General features: G+C 73.3%; 18 protein-coding genes. 7 read left to right on the top strand and 11 right to left on the bottom strand.

All coding sequences use genetic code 11. The features are described 5' to 3' along the window. The first annotated feature begins 103 nt into the window (after window positions 1-103). The 5 genes from ACWGKQ_RS27370 (at window position 104) to ACWGKQ_RS27350 (ending at window position 6,101) form a co-directional block, all read left to right on the top strand. Window positions 104-1,084, top strand: coding sequence for an SMP-30/gluconolactonase/LRE family protein (locus tag ACWGKQ_RS27370; protein ID WP_453294607.1), 981 nt, complete (start codon window positions 104-106; stop codon window positions 1,082-1,084). A gap of 98 nt (window positions 1,085-1,182) precedes the next feature. After that, window positions 1,183-2,022, top strand: a complete 840-nt coding sequence (locus ACWGKQ_RS27365) for an SDR family NAD(P)-dependent oxidoreductase (protein WP_453294606.1) — start codon at window positions 1,183-1,185, stop codon at window positions 2,020-2,022. Between the two features lie 146 nt (window positions 2,023-2,168). After that, window positions 2,169-3,347 carry an amino acid deaminase/aldolase gene (locus tag ACWGKQ_RS27360; RefSeq protein ID WP_453294605.1) on the top strand — a complete coding sequence of 393 codons (1,179 nt, stop codon included), beginning with the start codon at window positions 2,169-2,171 and terminating at the stop codon, window positions 3,345-3,347. Between the two features lie 85 nt (window positions 3,348-3,432). Further along, window positions 3,433-4,704, top strand: coding sequence for an MFS transporter (locus ACWGKQ_RS27355; protein ID WP_453294604.1), 1,272 nt, complete (start codon window positions 3,433-3,435; stop codon window positions 4,702-4,704). 53 nt (window positions 4,705-4,757) lie between these two features. Next, window positions 4,758-6,101: a D-arabinono-1,4-lactone oxidase gene (locus tag ACWGKQ_RS27350; RefSeq protein ID WP_453294603.1), complete on the top strand. Its 1,344-nt coding sequence runs from the start codon at window positions 4,758-4,760 to the stop codon at window positions 6,099-6,101. Between the two features lie 16 nt (window positions 6,102-6,117). Here the strand turns inward: ACWGKQ_RS27350 and ACWGKQ_RS27345 are convergent, their stop codons facing one another. From ACWGKQ_RS27345 to ACWGKQ_RS27335, 3 genes are all read right to left on the bottom strand, one after another. Then, window positions 6,118-6,600, bottom strand: a complete 483-nt coding sequence (locus ACWGKQ_RS27345; protein WP_453294602.1) for a methylated-DNA--[protein]-cysteine S-methyltransferase — start codon at window positions 6,598-6,600, stop codon at window positions 6,118-6,120. A 10-nt stretch (window positions 6,601-6,610) separates the two neighbouring features. Next, on the bottom strand, window positions 6,611-8,077 hold the full coding sequence (locus tag ACWGKQ_RS27340) for an AlkA N-terminal domain-containing protein (protein ID WP_453294622.1): 1,467 nt from the start codon (window positions 8,075-8,077) through the stop codon (window positions 6,611-6,613). 113 nt (window positions 8,078-8,190) lie between these two features. Next, complete coding sequence (locus ACWGKQ_RS27335) at window positions 8,191-9,081, bottom strand: SDR family oxidoreductase (RefSeq protein WP_453294601.1); 891 nt, start codon at window positions 9,079-9,081, stop codon at window positions 8,191-8,193. Window positions 9,082-9,240: 159 nt separating this feature from the next. Here ACWGKQ_RS27335 and ACWGKQ_RS27330 point away from each other — a divergent pair, with 159 nt between their 5' ends. Together ACWGKQ_RS27330 and ACWGKQ_RS27325 are read left to right on the top strand one after the other, a co-directional pair. Beyond that, a complete protein-coding gene (locus tag ACWGKQ_RS27330; RefSeq protein ID WP_453294600.1) occupies window positions 9,241-10,161 on the top strand; it encodes a LysR family transcriptional regulator in 921 nt (306 codons plus the stop codon). Further along, window positions 10,158-11,090 carry a LacI family DNA-binding transcriptional regulator gene (locus ACWGKQ_RS27325; RefSeq protein WP_453294599.1) on the top strand — a complete coding sequence of 311 codons (933 nt, stop codon included), beginning with the start codon at window positions 10,158-10,160 and terminating at the stop codon, window positions 11,088-11,090. The genes ACWGKQ_RS27330 and ACWGKQ_RS27325 overlap by 4 nt, the downstream gene beginning before the upstream one ends. 85 nt (window positions 11,091-11,175) lie before the next feature. On the opposite strand, the gene ACWGKQ_RS27320 is transcribed toward ACWGKQ_RS27325, so the two are convergent. The 8 genes from ACWGKQ_RS27320 to ACWGKQ_RS27285 all read right to left on the bottom strand — a co-directional run bounded on the left by ACWGKQ_RS27320 (window position 11,176) and on the right by ACWGKQ_RS27285 (window position 19,217). Beyond that, window positions 11,176-11,634: a DUF7144 family membrane protein gene (locus ACWGKQ_RS27320; protein WP_453294598.1), complete on the bottom strand. Its 459-nt coding sequence runs from the start codon at window positions 11,632-11,634 to the stop codon at window positions 11,176-11,178. A gap of 33 nt (window positions 11,635-11,667) precedes the next feature. After that, a complete protein-coding gene (locus ACWGKQ_RS27315; protein ID WP_453294597.1) occupies window positions 11,668-12,138 on the bottom strand; it encodes an SHOCT domain-containing protein in 471 nt (156 codons plus the stop codon). A gap of 126 nt (window positions 12,139-12,264) precedes the next feature. Continuing rightward, window positions 12,265-12,462 carry a hypothetical protein gene (locus ACWGKQ_RS27310; RefSeq protein ID WP_453294596.1) on the bottom strand — a complete coding sequence of 66 codons (198 nt, stop codon included), beginning with the start codon at window positions 12,460-12,462 and terminating at the stop codon, window positions 12,265-12,267. A gap of 111 nt (window positions 12,463-12,573) precedes the next feature. Next, on the bottom strand, window positions 12,574-15,228 hold the full coding sequence (locus tag ACWGKQ_RS27305; RefSeq protein ID WP_453294595.1) for a LuxR C-terminal-related transcriptional regulator: 2,655 nt from the start codon (window positions 15,226-15,228) through the stop codon (window positions 12,574-12,576). Between the two features lie 131 nt (window positions 15,229-15,359). Next, a complete protein-coding gene (locus ACWGKQ_RS27300; protein WP_453294594.1) occupies window positions 15,360-16,286 on the bottom strand; it encodes a YhjD/YihY/BrkB family envelope integrity protein in 927 nt (308 codons plus the stop codon). Between the two features lie 73 nt (window positions 16,287-16,359). Beyond that, window positions 16,360-16,869: an O-acetyl-ADP-ribose deacetylase gene (locus ACWGKQ_RS27295; RefSeq protein ID WP_453294593.1), complete on the bottom strand. Its 510-nt coding sequence runs from the start codon at window positions 16,867-16,869 to the stop codon at window positions 16,360-16,362. Then, a complete protein-coding gene (locus ACWGKQ_RS27290; protein ID WP_453294592.1) occupies window positions 16,866-18,275 on the bottom strand; it encodes a phytoene desaturase family protein in 1,410 nt (469 codons plus the stop codon). The genes ACWGKQ_RS27295 and ACWGKQ_RS27290 overlap by 4 nt, the downstream gene beginning before the upstream one ends. 84 nt (window positions 18,276-18,359) lie before the next feature. Next, on the bottom strand, window positions 18,360-19,217 hold the full coding sequence (locus tag ACWGKQ_RS27285) for an inositol monophosphatase family protein (RefSeq protein ID WP_453294591.1): 858 nt from the start codon (window positions 19,215-19,217) through the stop codon (window positions 18,360-18,362). Window positions 19,218-19,276 lie beyond the last annotated feature (59 nt).

Raw genomic sequence — 19,276 nt, 5'->3', positions numbered from 1 at the left:
AATGAGACGGTCGCCCGTACAAGTCAAGCGTCTTGTACGAGCGTCCAAGTCGTGGCGAGAGGCGATACGCCCTCTCGATCCCGCGCCTCGAGGGAGCGGTCTGATGAAAAGGTCGAAGAGGTCGGCATCGGTCGCGGTGAGCGGCCTGGGTGTTCCCGAGTCCCTGCGCTGGCATCGGGGAGCCCTGTGGTTCTCGGATCTCGCGCACGGCACGGTGCACCGCTGGGACGGCACCGGAGAGCCGGAGACGGTGGTCGAGGTCCCCGGCCGGGCGGGCGGACTCGGCTGGCTTCCCGACGGCCGCCTGCTCGTCGTCTCCATGGACGGTGGCCGCGTGTACCGCCTGGAGGCCGACGGGGAACTGGTCGTACACGCCGACCTGCGGCACATCGCCGGCGGTCCGGTCAACGACATGCTCGTCGACCCCGAAGGGCGTGCCTACGTCGGAAACTTCGGCTTCGACTATCACGCCCACTCCCGCGAGCACCCGAACTCTATGCTCTACGCGCCACCCGGCCCGCCGCGGGCCCCGATCGCCTGCCTGGCGCCGGACGGCAGCCTGCTCGGGCTGACCGAGCCCCTGCTCTTCCCGAACGGCACCCTGCTCACCGGTGACGGCAGAAGCGTGATCGTCGCCGAGACCCTGGCCATGCGGCTCACCGCCTTCACCAGGGAGCCCGACGGCTCGCTCACGGATCCGCGACCGTGGGCGCCACTGATCACACCGCTCCTGTGGCGTCTGGTGAACCACCCCGGGACGGCCGGCCGCATCACCCGCCGTATCTCGGCGCTCCTGGACCGCCCCGCCGTCTCGAAGCGCTCCTCGTCCCCGATCGCACCGGACGGCATCGCGTGGGACGCCGACGGCACGTCGATATGGGTCGCGAACGCCCTGCGCGGCGAGTGCGTACGCGTCGCGCCCGGCGGCCGGGTCATCGAGCGGGTCGCCACGAGTCAGCACACCCTGAGCTGCCTGATGGCCGGAGTCGACGGCCGCACCCTCTTCGCCGCCACCGTCCCGACGGACGACCCCGTCCGCGCCGCCGAACTCGACGGCGGCCGCATCGAGCTGGTGCGCATGTGAGCCCCGAAGCCCCTAAGTCCTGAAGCGCCGAAGTAACAATTCGGGTGAACTCGATTTGAACAATTGACTTGGACACTTGACCAGGAGAATCTGTGGCCATGCCCCAACCATCCGAGAAGAGCCGGGTCATCCTCGTGACCGGCGCGGCCGGCGGCATCGGAGCCGCCATCGCCGAACTGGCGATCGCACGCGGCCACCGCGTCATGCTGACCGACGTGGACGAGGACGCCGTCATGGCCCGGGCCCGCGCCCTGGGTGAGCGGGCCGCCGCCCAGGCCCTGGACATCCGCAGTCATGCGGACTGGAGCGGGGCGTTCGACGCGGCCCGGGCGCGATTCGGCACCGTCGACGTGCTGGTCAACAACGCCGGCGTGACCCACACCGGACACGCCCGGGCGCTCCGCCCCCAGCAGCACCGCGACATCGTGGAAATCAACCTGCTCGGCACCATCACGGGGGTCTGCACGGCGATCGAGCGCATGACCGCGCAGGGCCATGGCCACATCATCACCGTCTGCAGCATGACGTCGTTCCTGCCACTGCCCGGATACGCCACCTACGGCGGCACGAAGCACGCGCTCCGGGCCTTCCACCACAGCGTCGCGATCGAGGAACGCGACGGGCCGCTCGACTTCACGATCATCCATCCACCGACCACCCGGACCGGCATGCTCGACCAGGAGATGGCCGACCCCTCCGCTGCCATCGCCTTCGCCGAGAAGTCCTACGCCCCCGAGCAGATCGCCGCGGCTGTCGTCGACGCGGTCACCGCCAAGCCGGTCGAAGTGGTGTTCCCACCGTTCGCCGGCCGCTTCCAGCGGATCGTCGGAGTCTTCCCCAGGCTGATGCGCCGCGTCATGCCCGTCGTCGAGGCCAAAGGCATGCGGCAGCGGGAGCGCCTGCTCTCCGCCCAGGGGTTCCCGTCATCCGGGAACTGACGGGAACCGACGGGAACCGACGGGCTTCCCCCGCCCGCTCTTCGAACGAACCTCCCAGAAAGGGTGCCGATGTGAGTACGCACGTCACGTTCCGGCCGGACGCCAAAAGGGCCGCAACCGCTGTCGGCGGGCCTGACCAGGACCGGATGATCCAGCTGAACCGGGCCACGGAGCACCTGGACCCGCCGTTCGCCGTGGTGGATCTGGACGCCTTCGACGGCAACGCCGCCGAGCTGGCCCTGCGGGCGGCCGGGCGGGCGACCATCCGCCTGGCCAGCAAGTCGGTCCGCAGCCGCGAGCTGATCGGGCGGGCCGCCCGGCGTCCGGGATACCGGGGAATCCTCGCCTTCACGCTGCCGGAGGCCCTGTGGCTGGCCGAGGAGCACGAGGACGTGGTGATCGGGTATCCGACGACGGACCGCACCGCGCTGCGGCGGCTCGCCTCGGACGAGCGCGCGGCCTCGCGCGTCACCCTCATGATCGACTCGGTCGGCCAGCTGGACTTCGTGGACGAGGTGGTGGGCGCCGCCCGGCCCGACATCCGCGTCTGCATCGATCTGGACGCCTCGCTGGAACTGGCCGGGGGCCGCATCCACCTGGGCCCGTACCGCTCCCCCGTGCACTCCCCCCGGCAGGCCGCCGCACTCGCCCGCGCCGTCCAGGACCGGCCCGGATTCCGGCTGGCCGGGCTCATGTCCTACGAGGGCCAGATCGCCGGACTGGGCGACAACCAGCCCGGGTCGCTGCTCAGGCGGGCCGCGATCCGCACCATGCAGCGCCTCTCCGCCACCGAACTGGCCGACCGGCGCGCGGCGGTCGTAGCCGCCGTGGAGGCCGTGGCCCCGCTGGAGTTCGTCAACGGCGGCGGCACGGGCTCCATCGAGCAGACCTCCGCCGAACACGTCATCACCGAGATCGGTGCCGGATCGGGGCTCTACGGGCCCGGGCTCTTCGACTTCTACCGGCGTTTCCGCCCCCGTCCCGCCGCGTTCTTCGTCATGTCCGTCGTGCGCCGCCCGAGCGCCAGGATCGCCACCGTGCTCGGCGGCGGCTGGATCGCCTCCGGCGCGCCCGGCCTCGACCGTCTGCCCACCCCGACCTGGCCGCACGGTCTGCGCATGAACCCGCGGGAAGCGGCCGGCGAAGTCCAGACACCGGTCCTGGGCAGCGCCGCGCACGGCCTGCGGCTCGGCGACCACGTGTGGTTCCGGCATGCCAAGGCCGGCGAACTGTGCGAACGCGTCAACACGCTCCACCTGGTGTCCGGCGCGGAGATCGTCGACGAGGTCGCGACCTACCGGGGCGAGGGACACGCGTTCCTGTGAGCCGTACCTGAACCGTTCCCGAGCTGCTCCTGAGCCATTCCTGAGGCGTCCCCGAACAGGCCCGTTTCCGCTCTCCGGAGGCCGTATGCCCACCGAGTTCCACCCTCCGGCCCCGGTGCCGGCGGCCGCTGTCGCGGCTGATGCCGGCCATGCGCCGACCGTTCCCGTCTCCCGTGGCTGGATCACCCTGTTCGGCCTGGTCTGGTTCGGATACTGGATGGCGAGTCTCGTCCCGCTGCAACTGCTGCTGCCCCAGCAGCTGGAGATCATCGATCCGGCGTCCAAGGTCCAGAGCTTCGCCGTCGTCAACGCGCTCGCCGGACTGGTCTCGCTCATCGCCCTCCCGGTGTGCGGGGCGCTGTGCGACCGCTCCCGGAGCCGCTTCGGACGACGCAGGCTCTGGCTCGCGGGCGGCGCGCTGTCCTTCGCGGCCGGGCTGGCGATCACCGGGGAGCAGACGACGGTGACCGGCGTGACCCTCGCGTGGTCGGCGAGCATGCTCGGTCTGAGCGCCGCCACCGCCGGGCTGACCGCCATGATCGCCGACCGCGTCCCCGTCGAGCAGCGCGGCGTGGTGTCCAGCACGATCTACGGCCCCCAGTCCCTCGGCGTGGTGACCGGCATCGCCCTCGTCTCCGCGTTCGCGCTGTCCCCCGCGGGCGGCTACCTCGTCGTCGCTGCCCTGCTGATCGTCTGCACCGTGCCGTTCCTCGCGCGCTTCCACGACACCGAGTACGGCTCCGAGCCCGCGCTGCGGCTGCGTACGCTGCCGGCCTCCATGGGGCGCTCGCTCAGGAACCGTGACTTCGCCTGGGCGTTCGGCGGACGGCTGCTGGTCAACCTGGCGAACTCGCTGGGCGTCTGCTACACCCTCTACTTCCTCACCGACGACCTGAAGGTCCCCGATCCGGCCGGCAGTCTTCTCGCCTGTACGGCCCTCTACCTCCTGGCCGGTGTCCTGGCCAGCTCCGTCGCCGGGGTGCTCTCCGACCGCCTCGGCCGACGACGGATCTTCGTGGCACTGGCGGCCCTGCTCCAGGCTGCCGCGGGCTTCCTGCTGGCGGGGTTTCCCGACTTCGGCGTCACGCTGGTCGCGTCAGCCGTCATGGGCGCTGGTTTCGGCGCCTACATGGCCGTCGACCAGGCGCTGATCACCCAGGTCCTGCCGGATGCCGAGAGCCGGGCGCAGGACCTCGGGATCATGAACATCGGCACGATCGTCCCGCCCGCGCTGGCCCCGCTGATCGCCAGCTTCGTCATCACCTCCGACCGCGGCTATCCGCTCCTGTTCTCCTGCGTCGGCGTGGCCGCGACCGTGGGGGTCCTGCTCGTGTACCGCGTCCGGTCCGTCAGATAGCGGCGCCGGCCGGCCCCTCACCCGACCCGACACTCCAAGAAGGAAGGAAAGCCGTGGACACTCTCCGCTCCGACGCTCCCCGGCACCGAGCGAACCCGAACCCGGACACCTGGCGGAACTGGGCCGGGAACGTCACCGCCCGCCCGGCCCGGGTGGTCTCCCCCGCCTCGGTGGCGGAGCTGTGCGCCGTCGTCCGCCAGGCGGCCGAGGACGGGCTGCCCGTGAAGGCGGTGGGCAGCGGCCACTCCTTCACCACCGCCGCCGCGACCGACGGCGTACTGATCCGCCCCGACCGGCTCAGCGGCATCCGGGCGATCGACCGGCGGGCCGGCACCGTCACCGTGGAGGCGGGCACCCGGCTCCGGACGCTGAACACGGCGCTGGCCGGGCAGGGCCTGTCGCTCACGAACATGGGCGACATCATGGAACAGACCGTGGCCGGCGCCACCAGCACGGGCACCCACGGCACCGGGCGCACGTCGGGTGCCATCTCCGCGCAGATCCGTGGCCTGGAGCTGGTGACGGCGGACGGCTCGCTGCTGAGGTGCTCGGCGACGGAGAACCCGGAGGTGTTCGCGGCGGCGCGGGTCGGACTCGGCGCCCTGGGCGTGGTCAGCTCGCTCACCTTCGCCGTCGAGCCGCTCTTCCTCCTCGCCGCGCAGGAGGAACCGATGAGGTTCGACGAGGTCATCGGGGCCTACGACGAACTCCACGCGCACAACGACCACTTCGAGTTCTACTGGTTCCCGCACACGGACAACTGCATCACCCTGCGCAACAACCGGACCGTCGGTCCGCACGCACCGCTGGGCCGGCTCAAGGCGTGGTTCGCGGACGAGTTCCTCTCCAACAACGTGTTCCAGGCGCTCAGTTCCGTCAGCCGGGCGGTTCCCGCCGCCGTCCCGGCGATCGCGCGGATCACCAGCCAGGGCCTCTCGGCCAGGACCTACACGGACATCCCCTACAAGGTCTTCACCAGCCCGCGCCGCGTCCGGATGATCGAGATGGAGTACGCCGTGCCGCGCACGGCCGTCCTCGACACCCTCCGCGAACTCAAGACCATGGTCGAGCGCTCCGATCTGCGGATCAGCTTTCCGGTCGAGGTCCGCACCGCACCCGCCGACGACATCACGCTCTCCACGGCGTCCGGACGCGACAGCGCCTACATCGCCGTCCACGTGTACCGGGGCATGTCCTGGCAGCGGTACTTCGCCGAGGCGGAGCGCATCTTCGTCGCGCACGAGGGGCGCCCGCACTGGGGAAAGCTCCACACCCGGGACGCCGCCTACTTCGCGGACGCCTACCCCAGGTTCGACGAGTTCCGGGCGGTGCGCGACCGGCTCGACCCCGACCGGCGCTTCGCCAACGCCTATCTGCGCAGGGTGCTGGGCGACTGACCCGGCCGCCGGGCGGTCAGAAGAGGCCGGCGCCCCGCTCGAAGTCCAGCAGCCGCTGCTTGCGGGGCAGGCCGCCACCGTAGCCGGTGAGGCTGCCGTTGGCGCCGATGACGCGATGGCAGGGGACGATGATGCCGACCGGGTTCTTCCCGTTGGCCAGGCCGACCGCGCGGGAGGCCTGCGGATTGCCCAGGGCTTCGGCCAGTTCGCCGTACGACCGGGTCTCTCCGTAGGGAATCAGGCGCAGCTGCTCCCAGACGCTGCGCTGGAACGGGGTGCCGTTCAGGTGCAGTTCGAGGGTGAACTCCTTCAACTCGCCCGCGAAGTAGGCGGAGAGCTGGTCCTCGGCCTCGGCGAAGAGCTCGTCGTCGCGGGCGCCGAAGGTCTCCTCCGGCGGGCGGTGGCGCTGGTCCTCCATGTAGAGGCCGCAGAGGGCGCCGTCCTCGGCGACCAGGGTGAGGGGGCCGTAGGGGCTGTCGGTCACGGTGTGGTTCTTCACGGCAACGTCCTTATACGGGGAGGAAGTTGATCGGGTGGCTGTCGGTCGCCCACAGGTACTGGACGGCGTAGGCCCGCCAGGGGCGCCAGGCCGCCGCGCGTGCGGTGAGGGCGGCCGGGGTGCCGGGCAGGCCCAGCTCCTGGGCGGCGCGCCGGATTCCGAGGTCGGTGGGGAGGAAGGCGTCCGGGTCGCCGAGGGCACGCATGGCGATGACGTCGACGGTCCAGGGGCCGAAGCCGGGGAGGGCGAGGAGCTTGGCGCGGGCCTGGGCCCAGTCGCTCTCCACGCCCAGGTGGAGCGTGCCGTCGGCGAGTTGGCCGACCAGGGTGGTGAAGGTGGTGCGGCGGGTGCGGGGCATCGCCAGGGAGTCCGGGGGCACCTCCGCGAGCGCCTCGGGGGACGGGAAGAGGTGGGTGAGGCCGCCCTCGGGGTCGTCCACCGGGGTGCCGTGGGCGGTCACCAGGCGGGCCGCGTGGGTGCGGGCGGCGGCCGTGGAGACCTGCTGGCCGAGCACGGCCCGGACGGCGAACTCCGCCTCGTCGACCGTGCGCGGCACCCGCCGCCCCGGCGCCTTGTCGACCAGCGGCGCCAGGAAGGGATCCGTGCGCAGCTGGTCGTCGACGGCGACCGGGTCGGCGTCCAGGTCCAGCATCCGCCGGCAGCGGCTGATGGCGACGGGCAGGTCGCGCAGGTCGCTGAGGGTGAGCCGGCAGGCGATGTGGTCGGGCTTCGGGGCGAGGGCGGCGATGCCGTGGCCGTACGGCAGCCGCAGGGTCCGCCGGTAGGCGCCGTCCCGCCACTCCTCGACGCCGGGTACGGCGGTGGCCGCCAGGTGGCCGAAGAGGTTGTCGGGGTTGAGGGGGGCGCGGAAGGGCAGCCGGAGGACGAGTGCGCCCGGGGCCTGACTCGCCGTCCTGGGGCGGCGGCTGCGCAGTTCGCTCGGGGACAGCGCGAAGACCTCGCGGACGGTGTCGTTGAAGGTGCGGATCGAGGCGAAGCCGGCCGCGAAGGCGATCTCCGCCATCGGCAGCGGGGTCGTCTCGATCAACAGGCGGGCGGTCTGGGCGCGTTGGGCCCGGGCGAGGGCCAGCGGGCCGGCGCCGAGTTCGGCCAGCAGCTGGCGCTCCACCTGCCGGGGGCTGTAGCCGAGGCGGGCGGCGAGGCCGGGTACGCCCTCGCGGTCCACGACCCCGTCGGCGATCAGCCGCATGGCGCGGGCGACCAGGTCGGCGCGCTGGTTCCACTCCGGGGAGCCGGGGCTGGTGTCGGGGCGGCAGCGCTTGCAGGCCCGGAAACCGGCCTGCTGGCAGGCGGCGGCGCTCGGGTAGAACGTCATGTTCCCGGGTTTGGGCGGTACCACCGGGCAGCTGGGCCGGCAGTAGATGCGGGTGGTCAGGACGGCCGTGAAGAACCAGCCGTCGAACCGCGCGTCCTTGGACTGCACGGCCCGTACACAGTGCTCGCGGTCGAGGTGCATCCCTTTCTGCATGGGTCCAGCATCGGCCACCGGGGGTGGCCGATGCTGGCGGAAATCCGACACGAAGGTGCGCTGACCTTCGGGACCCCGACGACCGGGAGGTTCTACGGCCGTCAGCCGAAGTAGTGGTCCTGGTCGAGATCGGCCAGCAGGCCCGGCTGGGCGGGCCGCCAGTCGTACCGCTCACGGGTGGCGGCGCCGGATGTGGGGTTGTCGTTGCCGACGAAGGCCGCCATCCAGCCGAAGTGGTCGGACGCCTCCTCCCGTGCGAGGGACACGACCGGCACGTCGAGGCGACGGCCGATGACCTCGGTGATGCCGCGGAGCGGGACGCCCTCGTCGGCGACCGCGTGCAGCACGGCCCCGGCCGGGGCCGTCTCCAGGGCCTTGCGGTAGAGGGTGGCGGCGTCGAGACGGTGCACGGACGACCAGCGATTGGTGCCGTCCCCCACGTAGGCGGCGACACCCTTGTCGCGGGCGACGCCGATCAGGAACGGGACGAAGGCGTGGTCGCCTGCTCCGTGCACCTGAGGGAGCCGGACCGCCGACACCCGCACCCGGCGGTCGGCCAGAGCCAGGGCGGAGCGTTCCGCCTCGGCCCGGTGGGCGCCGGGGCCCGCGGGGTCGGGCATGTCCTCCTCGGTGCCGAGGCGGCCCGGGGCGAGGAGGCCGGTCACGGAGGTGACGACCAGGGGCCGGCCGGACTCGGCGAGCGCGTCACCGAGGGCCTTCAGCACGTCGAGTTCGGTACGGAGAGCGCCGGGCATGTCGGAGAAGTCATGGTTGTAACCCGTGTGGACCACTCCGTCCACCGCTTCCGCCGCCGCCCGCAGCCCGGCGATGTCGTTCAGATCGCCGCGGTGCACCTCCACTCCCACCTCCTTCAGGGCCGCCTCGGCCGCGTCCGAGCGGGCAAGGCCGAGCACCTGGTGGCCGGTGCCGAGCAGTTCGCGGACCACCGCGCTGCCGATGAACCCGGTGGCGCCGGTGACGAACACACGCATGACGAATCACCTCACGGAGAGTGGATGTGCGGGATGTCTCCACCCTGTGCCCGGACCGGACCCCGGGTCCAAGACCTGTTCCGCACCCGGTGATGTCCGTCCGGTCATGACCGCAGCTCAGCGCGGCCGGAGCGGAGGCGGCGGGAGTAGAGTCGAGGTGTGCCCGATTCCTTCGTACCGCCGGTGGACCTGGAGCTGCGCCTGGTGCGCTACTTCACCGTGGTCGCCGAGGAGTTGCACTTCGGCCGCGCGGCCGACGCACTGCATCTCGCGCAGCCTTCGCTGAGCCGTCAGATCCGGCGCCTGGAGCGGGAGTTGGGCGTCCGGCTGCTCGACCGCACACCGCGCGGCACCCGGCTCACCGAGGCCGGGGAGACCTTCCTGCCGCAGGCCAGGGAGCTGCTGCGCAGTGCCGCCCGGGCTGCCGCCAGTGCCCGGTCGGCGGCCGGGCACGGCCCGTTCACCGTCGGCTACACCACCCACCAGATCGTCACCCCGGCCGTGCGCGAGCTGCGCCACCACCACCCGGAGGCCGACGTCCGCACCCTGCACGTGGACTGGAGCGAACCGCGGGCCGCGCTGCTGGACCACCGGGTCGACGTGGTGGTGACCCGGTTCGTGTTCACCGCCGACGGCCTGGACATCACGGTCCTCTACGACGAGCCGCGCGTCCTGCTGGTGCCGCTCGGCCACCGGCTGGCCGAGCGGGAGTCGGTCACCCTCGCCGAGTTCGCCGACGAGCCGCTCCCCCGCTTCGCCGGCGCCGACCGGATCGGGGCCAATCCGCCCGGCCACACCAACCTGGGCGCCCTGGTGGAGACGCTGGAGGACAAGCTGGAGCTGGTGGCGAGCGGTGAGGTGGTGTCCCTGGCCCCGGCCGGATTCCGCGACCACCTGCGGCCGGACATCGTCGCCGTCCCGATCGAGGACGCGGCGCCCCTCCAGGTGGTCCTCGCCGCCCGCACCGGCGCCCCGCATCCCCTGTTCCCGGCGTTCCGCCGCGCGGCGCAGGCCCACCTCGTCCCGTCCGGCGCCGCCCGCACCGGCAGGGCGGGCACCAGGGCCGGGGCCGTCCGATGAGCGGATCCGGGCGGGTCACGCTGACCGACGTGGCCGCCACCAGCGGTGTCTCGCGCGCCACGGTCGGCTTCGTCCTGAACGACGACCCGCGCCAGACCATCTCGGCCGCCACCCGCGACCGGGTACGGCAGGCCGCGCGCGACCTCGGCCACGTCCCGCACGGGGTGGCCCGCGCGCTGCGCGAGGGCAGCTCCCGGGTGGTGGTCCTGGACCTGGACCGGGGCCTGGAGGGCAACTACTCGCACAGCTACGTCCGCGGCCTCGACGAGGAACTCGCCGCGCACGGGCACGTTCTGCTGGTCCGGCACGGCCGGCACTCGGCGGAGGCGACCCGGCAGGTGCTGGACGCGATCACCCCGCGGGCCGTGATCCGGTTCGCCGAGCCCTATCTGACCGGTCACGACCTGGAGGACGGGGGCGGCGGCTGGCGGGACGGCCTCGCCGCGCACGCGGCCCTGCAGATCCGGCACCTCACCGAGCACGGGCACGCCCGGATCGCGCTGGCCCTGCCGGAGGAGGACTCCGCGCCGGCGCGGGCCCGGCGGCGGTTCGCCGAGCACACCGTGCACAGCCTGGGCCTGCCGCCCCTGGTGCCGTTCACGGTGCCCCGGCCCCGGCAGGCGGGCACCGGGGCGGTGGCCGCGCTGCGCGCGGCGCACCCGGACGTCACCGCGGTCGCCGCCTTCGACGACGACCTCGCGCTGCGCACCCTGACCGCCCTGCACGACCTCGGCCTGACCGTCCCCGGCGACCTGGCGGTGATCGGCTACGACGACACCGAGTACGGCGAGCTGAGCACGCCCGCCCTCACCACCGTGCACATCGACGCGGAGGCGCACGGCCGGCTGGCCGCGCGCACCGCGCTGGGGCTGGACGCGGCGGGGCTGGTGCCGACGCCGGCCCGGATCATCGTGCGGGACTCGGTCTGAGCATCGTGCGGGACCCGGTGTGAGCATCGTGCGGGACCCGGTGTGAACGGAGTCCCGCACGCGGGGTGCGGCACGGGCCGGGCCGTCAGCCCAGGTCCGTGCCCGTGGCCGTGCCGGTGTCCGCCGAGTCGTCGCCCCGCACCACGCACAGGGCCCAGATGATGAACCCGGAGAGCGCGATCATCACGACGGACCAGACCGGGTAGTACGGCAGGGACAGGAAGTTGGCGATGATCACCAGCGCGGCGATGGCCACACCGGCGCCGCGTGCCCACGCGGCCGGCTGGAAGAGGCCGATGCTGACGACCACGGCGATCACGCCCAGGACCAGGTGGATCCAGCCCCAGCTGGTGAGGTCGAACTTGAACACGTAGTTGGGGGTCGTGACGAAGACGTCGTCCTGCGCGATCGCCATGATGCCCCGGAACACGGCGAGCAGTCCGGCGATCAGGAGCATGACGCCGGCGAAGGCGGTCAGCCCTCCGGCCCACGCCATCTTGGCGGTGTGCTGGTGCGGGTGGTGAGCGGGATGTGTGGCGGTCATACGGCTGCCTCGATTCGTTCTCGGAGGGGGTGCTCAGCGCCCGTGGGCGGTGGGCACCGAGCCGGTGCGCTCGGCCGGCGGGTAGTCGCTCAGGACCAGCGCCTTGGCCTTGCGGAACTCCTCGTCCGAGATGTCACCGCGGGACTTCATCTCGGAGAGCTTGGCCAGTTCGTCGACGCTGCTGGTCTGACCGGGGCCGCCCTGCGCGGTCTGCCGGATGTACGACTCGAAGGCCTTCTGCTGGTCGCGGGCCTGGGCGATCTCCCGCTGTCCCATGCCCTTGCCGCGGGCGATCACATAGACGAGGACGCCCAGGAAGGGGACCACGATGCAGAGGGCCAGCCAGCCGGCCTTGGCCCAGCCGCCCATCGTGTCGTCGCGGAAGATGTCGACGATGATCCGGAACAGCAGGACCAGCCACATGATCCACAGGAAGAGCCACAGCATCGTCCAGAAGGCGCTCAGCAGCGGATAGTCGTATGCGAGGTAGGTCTGCGCGCTCATGTACGTCCTCCGTCCACGGCGCCGGCCGGTCGGCCGCGCCCTGCGGTCCCAGCGTGCGCACGGCGGGCGCCGGGGTTCCTCACCCGGTGCGGGTGATCGTGCGCCGCTGCGGTGACCGCGGCGCCGTCACTCCGGCAGGCGCCGCATCTCCACGACCCGCAGCCCCAGCGACATGCAGCGGTTGAGCAGGCCGTACAGATGCGCTTCGTCGACCACGGGGCCGAACAGGACCGTCTGGCCGGACATCGTGACGTGTTCCAACTCCGGGAAGGCCCGGGTCAGCGTCTCCGACATGGTCCCTTCGACACGGATCTCGTAGCGCATGAACCGTCTCCCGCCGCGGGTCTGCTGCGGTCTGTCCCGTGATCCTGCCTCCCGCGGCCGTCCGCCGGCCTCACCCGGCGCAGGTGAACCGGGGGGTGGGGCGGGCGGTGGTCACAGCAGTCCGCGCTCGCGGGCCCGGTGCACCGCGTCACCGCGCCGGCCCACGCCGAGTTTCCGGTAGACGCTCTTGAGGTGCGTCTTCACGGTGTTCACGGAGACGTACAGATCGGCGGCGATCTCCTGGGTGGACATCATCTGCGCCAGCCGCACGAGCACCTCGCGCTCGCGGCCGCTCAGCTCCTCGACGAGCGGCGGCGGGGAGTCGGCGCCGGGGCCGTCGCCGTAGAGCCAGCCCACGGCCAGGCCGTGCAGCGGCGGGGTGTCCAGGAGGCGGCGGATGCCGGGACCGGCGTCGAGGAACGGGCGCCGCAGCCGGTCCCGGCGTGCCTCCAGGAGGGCCCTGGCGAGCAGCTTGCCCGCGGTGCCGGTGTCCCCCGCCTCGGCCGCGGCGCGGGCCCGCACCAGGATGGCCCGGACCGTGACCCCGGGGCCGGTCCTGCCGTCCGCGCACAGCCGGTCGGCCGTCTCTACGGCTTCCTCGCGGTGACCGGCGGCGAGCCGTGCCCAGGCGACCTCCGCGGCGCACACCGGTGCGCCCGGACGGTCGATCCCGGCCAGCACCTCGGCGGCCGGACCGGTACGGCCCTCGGCGAGCAGGGCCGCCGCGGCGGCCAGGGCCGCGTCGGCCCTGGCCCAGGGCGAGGTCACCTGGGCCCGGACGGCCGGACCGGCCGGGTGCGCGGCGGCTTCCGGGTCGCCGAGCGCGCGGTGCAGCCGGCCGGTCGTCAGGGCGCGGCACGCCTCGGTCACCGGGTCGGGCGCGCCGGGGCCGGGGCCGGACTCGGCGGCCTCGGCCAGCAGCGCCCGGGCCTGCTCCAGCTCGTCGCGGTCGACGGCCACGGCGGCCAGGACCAGCTGCCCGAGCCCGGCGCCGGGGAACGGGCGGCCGCCGCAGTGCCGGGTCGCGTCGGTCGCGGCCAGCGCCCGGCGCTCCGCGCGGTCGAGCCGGCCGTCGAGGTAGTCGAGCAGTGCCAGATGCCCGAGGCAGTCCTCCCGGGGCAGTTCGGTCAGGGCGTCACCGGGCAGGTCGGCCACCTCGGCCAGGGCGGCGCGCGCCGCGTCGAAGTGCCCGGCCCACACCCGGGCCGAGCCCACGTGGGTGAGGAGCAGGGCGGTGAGTTCGGGATGCTTGGCGAGCAGGTGGGCGGGCACCTCGCGGCGCAGTCGCGCGGCCTCGGCCATCGCCTGCTCGGCCCGGTCCGGGGAACCGGTCAGCCTGGCCGCGAGGGATTCCAGGAGCACGCAGCCCAGCCGGGCCGCGTCGGCGGTCGCGCCGGGGGTCAGGCTCTCTTCGGCACGGCCGAGGTGGGCCAGGCCGTGGTCGAGGTCGTGCGCGGACAGCTCACAGGCCGCGCGCACCAGGTCCACGGCGGCGCCGGTGGCCTCCGGGCCCATCCCGGAGAACAGGTCGGTGAGGTCGTCGGCGGGCAGGCCGGTGAGGAGCCGGCCGATCGCCAGGTCGTCGACGAGGGTGCCGGCGGTGCACTCCCAGTCGGCCGCCGCCGCGCCGTGGGCCAGCGCCTCGGGTACGGCGCCGTGGGCCCGCAGCCACCAGGCGGCACGCCGGTGGAGTTCGGGTTCGAGCCCCGGGGAGCGCGCCCGCAGATGGACCCGGAGGATCTCCCCGAACAGCGGATGCAGCCGGTACCAGGAGTGTCCGAGGTCCTCGACGAAGGCGTTCTGCCGGCACAGTCCGGCCAGCAGCGGCCCGGCGTCCGGACGGCCGGTCAGCGCCTCCGCCAGCTCGGGGCCGAACCGGTCCAGGACGCTGACGCTCAGCAGCAGGTCCCGCGTCTCGGGCGGCTGCCGTCCGACCACCTCGGCGAGGAGGAAGTCGGCGATGGTGCTGTGGCCGGCCTCGAACTCCTTCAGATACGTCTCCGGATCCGTGCTCTGCTGGGCGGCCAGGGCGCTCAGGCGCAGTCCGGCCGCCCAGCCCCGGGTGCGCTCCACCAGGGCGCGGGCGGCGTCGGCGGGCAGCCGCAGGCCGTGCCGGGCCAGCAGGTCGGCCGCCTCCTCGGGGGTGAAGGCCAGCTCCTGGTTCCTGATCTCGGTCATGGCCGCCGCCGCCCGGTAGCGGTGCAGGGGCAGCAGGGGTTCGGTGCGGGTGACCAGGATCAGCCGCAGGCCCCGTCCGGCGTGGTGCAGGACGAACTCCAGCTGCTCGGCCGTCTCCGGGGCGGCCAGCCGGTCGAACTCGTCGAGGACCAGGATCGCCGGCCGGTCGCGTCCGTTCAGCTCGTCGGCGAGGCGGGCCAGCAGCCGGTGGTCGACCATGCGGACGTCCCCGGGAGAGCCGCCGGCTCCGGCGGGCAGCGGTGTTCCGGCGGTGTGCAGGGCGTGCAGCACATAGGCCCAGAACATGCCGGGTCCCTGGTCGCCCGCCTCGTTGGTGAGCCAGGCGACGGGTTGTCCGAGCCGGGCGGCCCAGTCGGCGACGAGGAGGGTCTTGCCGGCCCCGGCCGCGCCGTTGACCATGGTCAGCGGGGTGTCGAGGGCCTGGTCGAGGTGTGCGGTCAGCCTGGGTCTGCGGACGAAGGTGGCGGGCCTTGCCGGTACGGCGAACCGGGTGCGCAGAAACGGCTCCCCCAGTGGGTCGGCGTACCCGACGGCCGGTCCCCGTGTGCTGTCGTCCCTCGCGGCCACAGAGATCACCTCCCGGATCCGGTCGGCCGTGGTCGGCGCTCCACACGATCAGGATCCCAGTGTTGGCGCCGCCGCGCAGACCGCACGGCCGGCGCCGCCGTGCGGGGCGTAGGTGGACCTGCGGCCCGGCGTCAGGGCAGCTGCGCGTCCGGGTCCCGGTGGGGTGGCGGGCTGCCGAGGCGGGTGGCGAGGAACGGCTCCTGGGCGAGGACCGCTCCGGTGCTGACGCTGACGGTGACGACCAGGCAGACCACGATCAGCCAGGACAGGAGCACGAACACCGAACCCACGGGGCCGTACTCGGCCACGGTGCGGTCGAGCGTCCGCGGCAGGTACAGCCGGGCGGTCGCGGTCAGGGCGGTGAGGGCGGCCGCCGTGATCAGGGCGCCGGGCAGCAGGGGCCGCCAGCCGATCCGGCCGCCGAGGAGCAGGTGCTGCGTCCACCACCACAGGCCGATCTGGCAGATGAGGGTCACCGGGATGCCCAGCCAGAATCCCAGGCCGAGGCCGTTGTGCAGGGTGCCCTGCACGAGCAGGGCACCGATCCACAGGGCGAGCCAGGCCACCCAGCGCCAGGGGGCGACCCGGGTACCGCCCCGGGGGATCTCCCAGGCGCGTTTGCACAGCCGCTGCACGGCCCGGCTGACGGCGGTGGCCGAGATCAGCACCATGAGTCCGCCGATCACGCCGGTGGTCTGCCGCAGGCTCTCGTTCGGAGGCTGCATCAGCTGCTGGACCCCGGTGTCGATCGGGCCGGTCAGTCCGAACACCGAGCGCATGGAGCGGAGCAGCTGGTCGCGGACGACCGGCGGGGCGTAGGCGGCGAACACGAAGAGCAGCGGGACGGCGGTCAGGAAGCACTGGGCGGCCAGGCGGGTGGCGGTGTCGAAGATGTTCACGGACACCATGCGATCGGCGAGGTGCGTGACGACCGGGAAGCGGACCTCCGCCCGCCGGTGCGCGGCTTTCGCGGCGGCGACCAGGCGTGCGGTCCGCGCCCGCCACCGGGACACGCGGGACCGGAACCGGTCGCGCCGCGGTCGCCCCCTGGTCGGCATGGAGTGCTCCTTTCCCTGCCGTCCAGGGTGCGGGGCGGGCGGCGCGACGGCACCCCGTGCCGTGCACGTGCCGTCAGGCCAGCTGCCGGGCGAACGCCTCGTAGGCGCGCTCGTCGAAGAGCACGAACCGCACCTCCTCGACGGCGGTGTCCGCGTCCCGCACGGTCGCGACGGCGATCCGGGCGCCGTCGTCCATCGGCCAGCCGTAGATCCCGGTGGAGACGGCGGGGAACGCGACCGTACGGGCGCCGAGTTCGTCGGCGCGCCTGAGGGACTCGCGGTAGCAGGAGGCCAGCAGCTCGGAGCGGTCCTCGCTCTTGGAGTGGACGGGGCCGACGGTGTGGATGACCCACTGGGCGTCGAGGTCGCCGGCCGTGGTGGCGACCGCCTGTCCGGTGGGCAGGCCCTTGCCGTAGTGCGAGGCGCGCAGCTTGCGGCAGTCCGCCAGGACGGCCGGGCCGCCGCGGCGGTGGATGGCGCCGTCCACGCCTCCGCCGCCGAGCAGGGAGGAGTTGGCCGCGTTGACGATGGCGTCGACGCTCTGCCGGGTGATGTCGCCCTGGACGAGGGTGATACGGGTCATGACTGGCGCAGCCTCCTCCACACGGCCTTCGCCGCGTTGTGCCCCGACATGCCGTGCACGCCGGGTCCTGGCGGGGTGGCCGACGAGCAGATGAAGACGGCGGGGTGCGGGGTGCTGTACGGGTACAGGGACAGTTTGGGGCGCAGCATGATCTGCAGGCCGGAGACCGCGCCGGTGCCGATGTCACCGCCGACGTAGTTGGCGTTGCGGGCGGCGAGTTCGGCGGGTCCCGCGGTGGCGCGGGCCAGCACGCGGTCGCGGAACCCCGGGGCGAAGCGCTCCAGTTGACGCTCCATCACCTCGGTGAGGTCGCCGGTCCAGCCGCTCGGCACATGGGCGTACGCCCAGAAGACCTGCTTGCCCGCGGGGGCGCGGCCCGGGTCCACGACACTGGGCTGCACGGTGATCATGAACGGCCGGTCGGGGGCGCGGCCCTCGCGGGCGGCGGCGCGCAGGGCGGTGCCGATCTCCGCGCTGTCCGCGCCGATCTGCACGGTCCCGGCGCGGCGGGCCTCCGGTGCCGTCCAGGGGACCGGCCCGTCCAGCGCGTAGTCGATCTTGAAGACGCCCGGGCCGTACCGGTAGCCCTGGTAGTAGGTGCCGAAGCCGGCGATGCGGGCCAGGGCGGTGGGCGAGGTGTCGAAGATGTACGACCGCGCGGGCGGCAGGTCGTCGAGGCGCTTGACCTCGTAGTCGGTGTGGATCGCGCCGCCGAGGTCCGTGAGGTAGCCGGCGAGGGCGTCGGAGATGGCCTGGGAGCCGCCGCGGGCCACCGGCCAGCCGCGGGCGTGCGCGGCGAGCGCGAAGACCAGGCCGACGGCGCCGGTCGCGAAGCCGCTGAGCGGGGCCATGACGTGGGCGACGAGACCGGCGAAGAGAGTACGGGCCCGCTCGTCGCGGAAGCGGTGCAGCAGCAGGCTGGCGGGCGGCAGCCCGGCCAGGCCGAACCGGGCGAGGGTGACCGGGTCGCGCGGCAGCGCGGTCAGCGGCAGGGACATGAAGTCCCGGGCCAGGGTGTCCCACTTGGGCAGGAACGGCTCGACCAGCCTGCGGTAGGTGCCCGCGTCACGCGGGCCGAAGGAGGCCGCGGTCTCGGCGACCGAGCGGGCCAGCACGGCCGCGCGGCCGTCGGGGAACGGGTGCGCCATCGGCAGGTCCGCGTGCAGCCACTCCAGGCCGTACCGCTCCAGGGGCAGGGCACGGAACGCCGGCGAGTTGATGCCGAGCGGGTGGGCCGCCGAGCACGGGTCGTGCCGGAAGCCGGGGAGCGTGAGCTCCTCGGTGCGGGCGCCGCCGCCCACGGTGTCCCGCGCCTCGAAGAGCGCCACGGAGAAACCGCGCCGGGCCAGCTCCACGGCGGCCGTCAGGCCGTTCGGCCCCGCCCCCACCACGACCGCATCGAGCATCGACGGCACCTTCGGACCCCTTCGTCAGCCGATGGCCACTCGGCTTCAGGATATGCCGGAGGACTGACACTCCCCTCGCTCGGGTTACCAGTGCGGGTTGCGCAGCAGGTCCACGATCCGGTGGGCGGTGGCCGCGTCGCGGGCCGCGGTGAACGGCAGGGTGTTGCCGCCCGTGATCCGGAACGGCTCACCCGCGAGCGTCAGGTGGGCGCCGCCCGCCTCCTCGACAAGGAGCAGCCCGGCGGCATGGTCCCAGGCGGCCTCCCAGGAGAACCCGGTGGCGTCCAACTCGCCCCGGGCGACGGCGAGATACTCCAGGCCCGCCGAACCGCAGGCGCGCGGGGCCACGCCGTCGACCCACAGGGCGTGCAGCGCGCGCTTCTGCGCGTCGGTCGTGTAGTCCGGGTGCGAGGTGGCTATGCGCAGGTCCCGGCCCGCCTCGGGCGTACCGGCGAGCAGCCGCTCGCCGTCGAGGAAGGCGCCCTTCCCCCGTACCGCCGTGGCGAGTTGGTCGCGGGCCGGGGCGTAGGTCCAGGAGGCGAGCAGGGTGCCCCGGTGGGCGAGCGCCACCAGGGTGCAGAAGCCGTCCTCGCCGCGGACGAACTGGCGGGTGCCGTCGACCGGGTCGACGATCCACACCGGCGCGTCGCCCTGGAGCGCGTCGTAGGTCTCCGGGTCGGCGTGCACCGCCTCCTCGCCGACCACGACGGAGCCGGGCAGGAGCGGGCCGAGCGTCGCGGTGAGATACCGCTCGGCGAGCCGGTCGGCGTCCGTCACCAGGTCGTGCGGGCCGCTCTTCTGGTCGATCTCGTGGTCGGCGAGCCGGCGCCAGCGGGGCAGGATCTCGGTCCGGGCGGCCTTGCGGATGGCGTCCTCGACGTCACCGGCGTGCTGGAGGAGAAACTCGTCGATGGTCTCCGTGGTCTCCGTTGCTTCGATCATGCCTCCATGAGAGCACGCGGCACTGACAATCCTCGCCGCCTGGATGCACGGAACATGGA

The sequence above is a fragment of the Streptomyces sp. NPDC054770 genome, assembly GCF_053611985.1.
This window is presented reverse-complemented; position numbering and strand designations above follow the sequence as displayed.

What these genes read in the sequence shown, in the direction of transcription:
- ACWGKQ_RS27365 (WP_453294606.1), top strand. Translation starts at nt 1,183, where the DNA reads ATGCCCCAACCATCCGAGAAGAGCCGGGTCATCCTCGTGACCGGCGCG.
- ACWGKQ_RS27315 (WP_453294597.1), bottom strand. Translation starts at nt 12,138, where the DNA reads ATGAGCGCGCAGACCTACCTCGCATACGACTATCCGCTGCTGAGCGCC.
- ACWGKQ_RS27370 (WP_453294607.1), top strand. Translation starts at nt 104, where the DNA reads ATGAAAAGGTCGAAGAGGTCGGCATCGGTCGCGGTGAGCGGCCTGGGT.
- ACWGKQ_RS27300 (WP_453294594.1), bottom strand. Translation starts at nt 16,286, where the DNA reads ATGCCGACCAGGGGGCGACCGCGGCGCGACCGGTTCCGGTCCCGCGTG.
- ACWGKQ_RS27360 (WP_453294605.1), top strand. Translation starts at nt 2,169, where the DNA reads ATGATCCAGCTGAACCGGGCCACGGAGCACCTGGACCCGCCGTTCGCC.
- ACWGKQ_RS27325 (WP_453294599.1), top strand. Translation starts at nt 10,158, where the DNA reads ATGAGCGGATCCGGGCGGGTCACGCTGACCGACGTGGCCGCCACCAGC.
- ACWGKQ_RS27285 (WP_453294591.1), bottom strand. Translation starts at nt 19,217, where the DNA reads ATGATCGAAGCAACGGAGACCACGGAGACCATCGACGAGTTTCTCCTC.
- ACWGKQ_RS27340 (WP_453294622.1), bottom strand. Translation starts at nt 8,077, where the DNA reads ATGCACCTCGACCGCGAGCACTGTGTACGGGCCGTGCAGTCCAAGGAC.
- ACWGKQ_RS27310 (WP_453294596.1), bottom strand. Translation starts at nt 12,462, where the DNA reads ATGCGCTACGAGATCCGTGTCGAAGGGACCATGTCGGAGACGCTGACC.
- ACWGKQ_RS27295 (WP_453294593.1), bottom strand. Translation starts at nt 16,869, where the DNA reads ATGACCCGTATCACCCTCGTCCAGGGCGACATCACCCGGCAGAGCGTC.
- ACWGKQ_RS27335 (WP_453294601.1), bottom strand. Translation starts at nt 9,081, where the DNA reads ATGCGTGTGTTCGTCACCGGCGCCACCGGGTTCATCGGCAGCGCGGTG.
- ACWGKQ_RS27290 (WP_453294592.1), bottom strand. Translation starts at nt 18,275, where the DNA reads ATGCTCGATGCGGTCGTGGTGGGGGCGGGGCCGAACGGCCTGACGGCC.
- ACWGKQ_RS27320 (WP_453294598.1), bottom strand. Translation starts at nt 11,634, where the DNA reads ATGACCGCCACACATCCCGCTCACCACCCGCACCAGCACACCGCCAAG.
- ACWGKQ_RS27355 (WP_453294604.1), top strand. Translation starts at nt 3,433, where the DNA reads ATGCCCACCGAGTTCCACCCTCCGGCCCCGGTGCCGGCGGCCGCTGTC.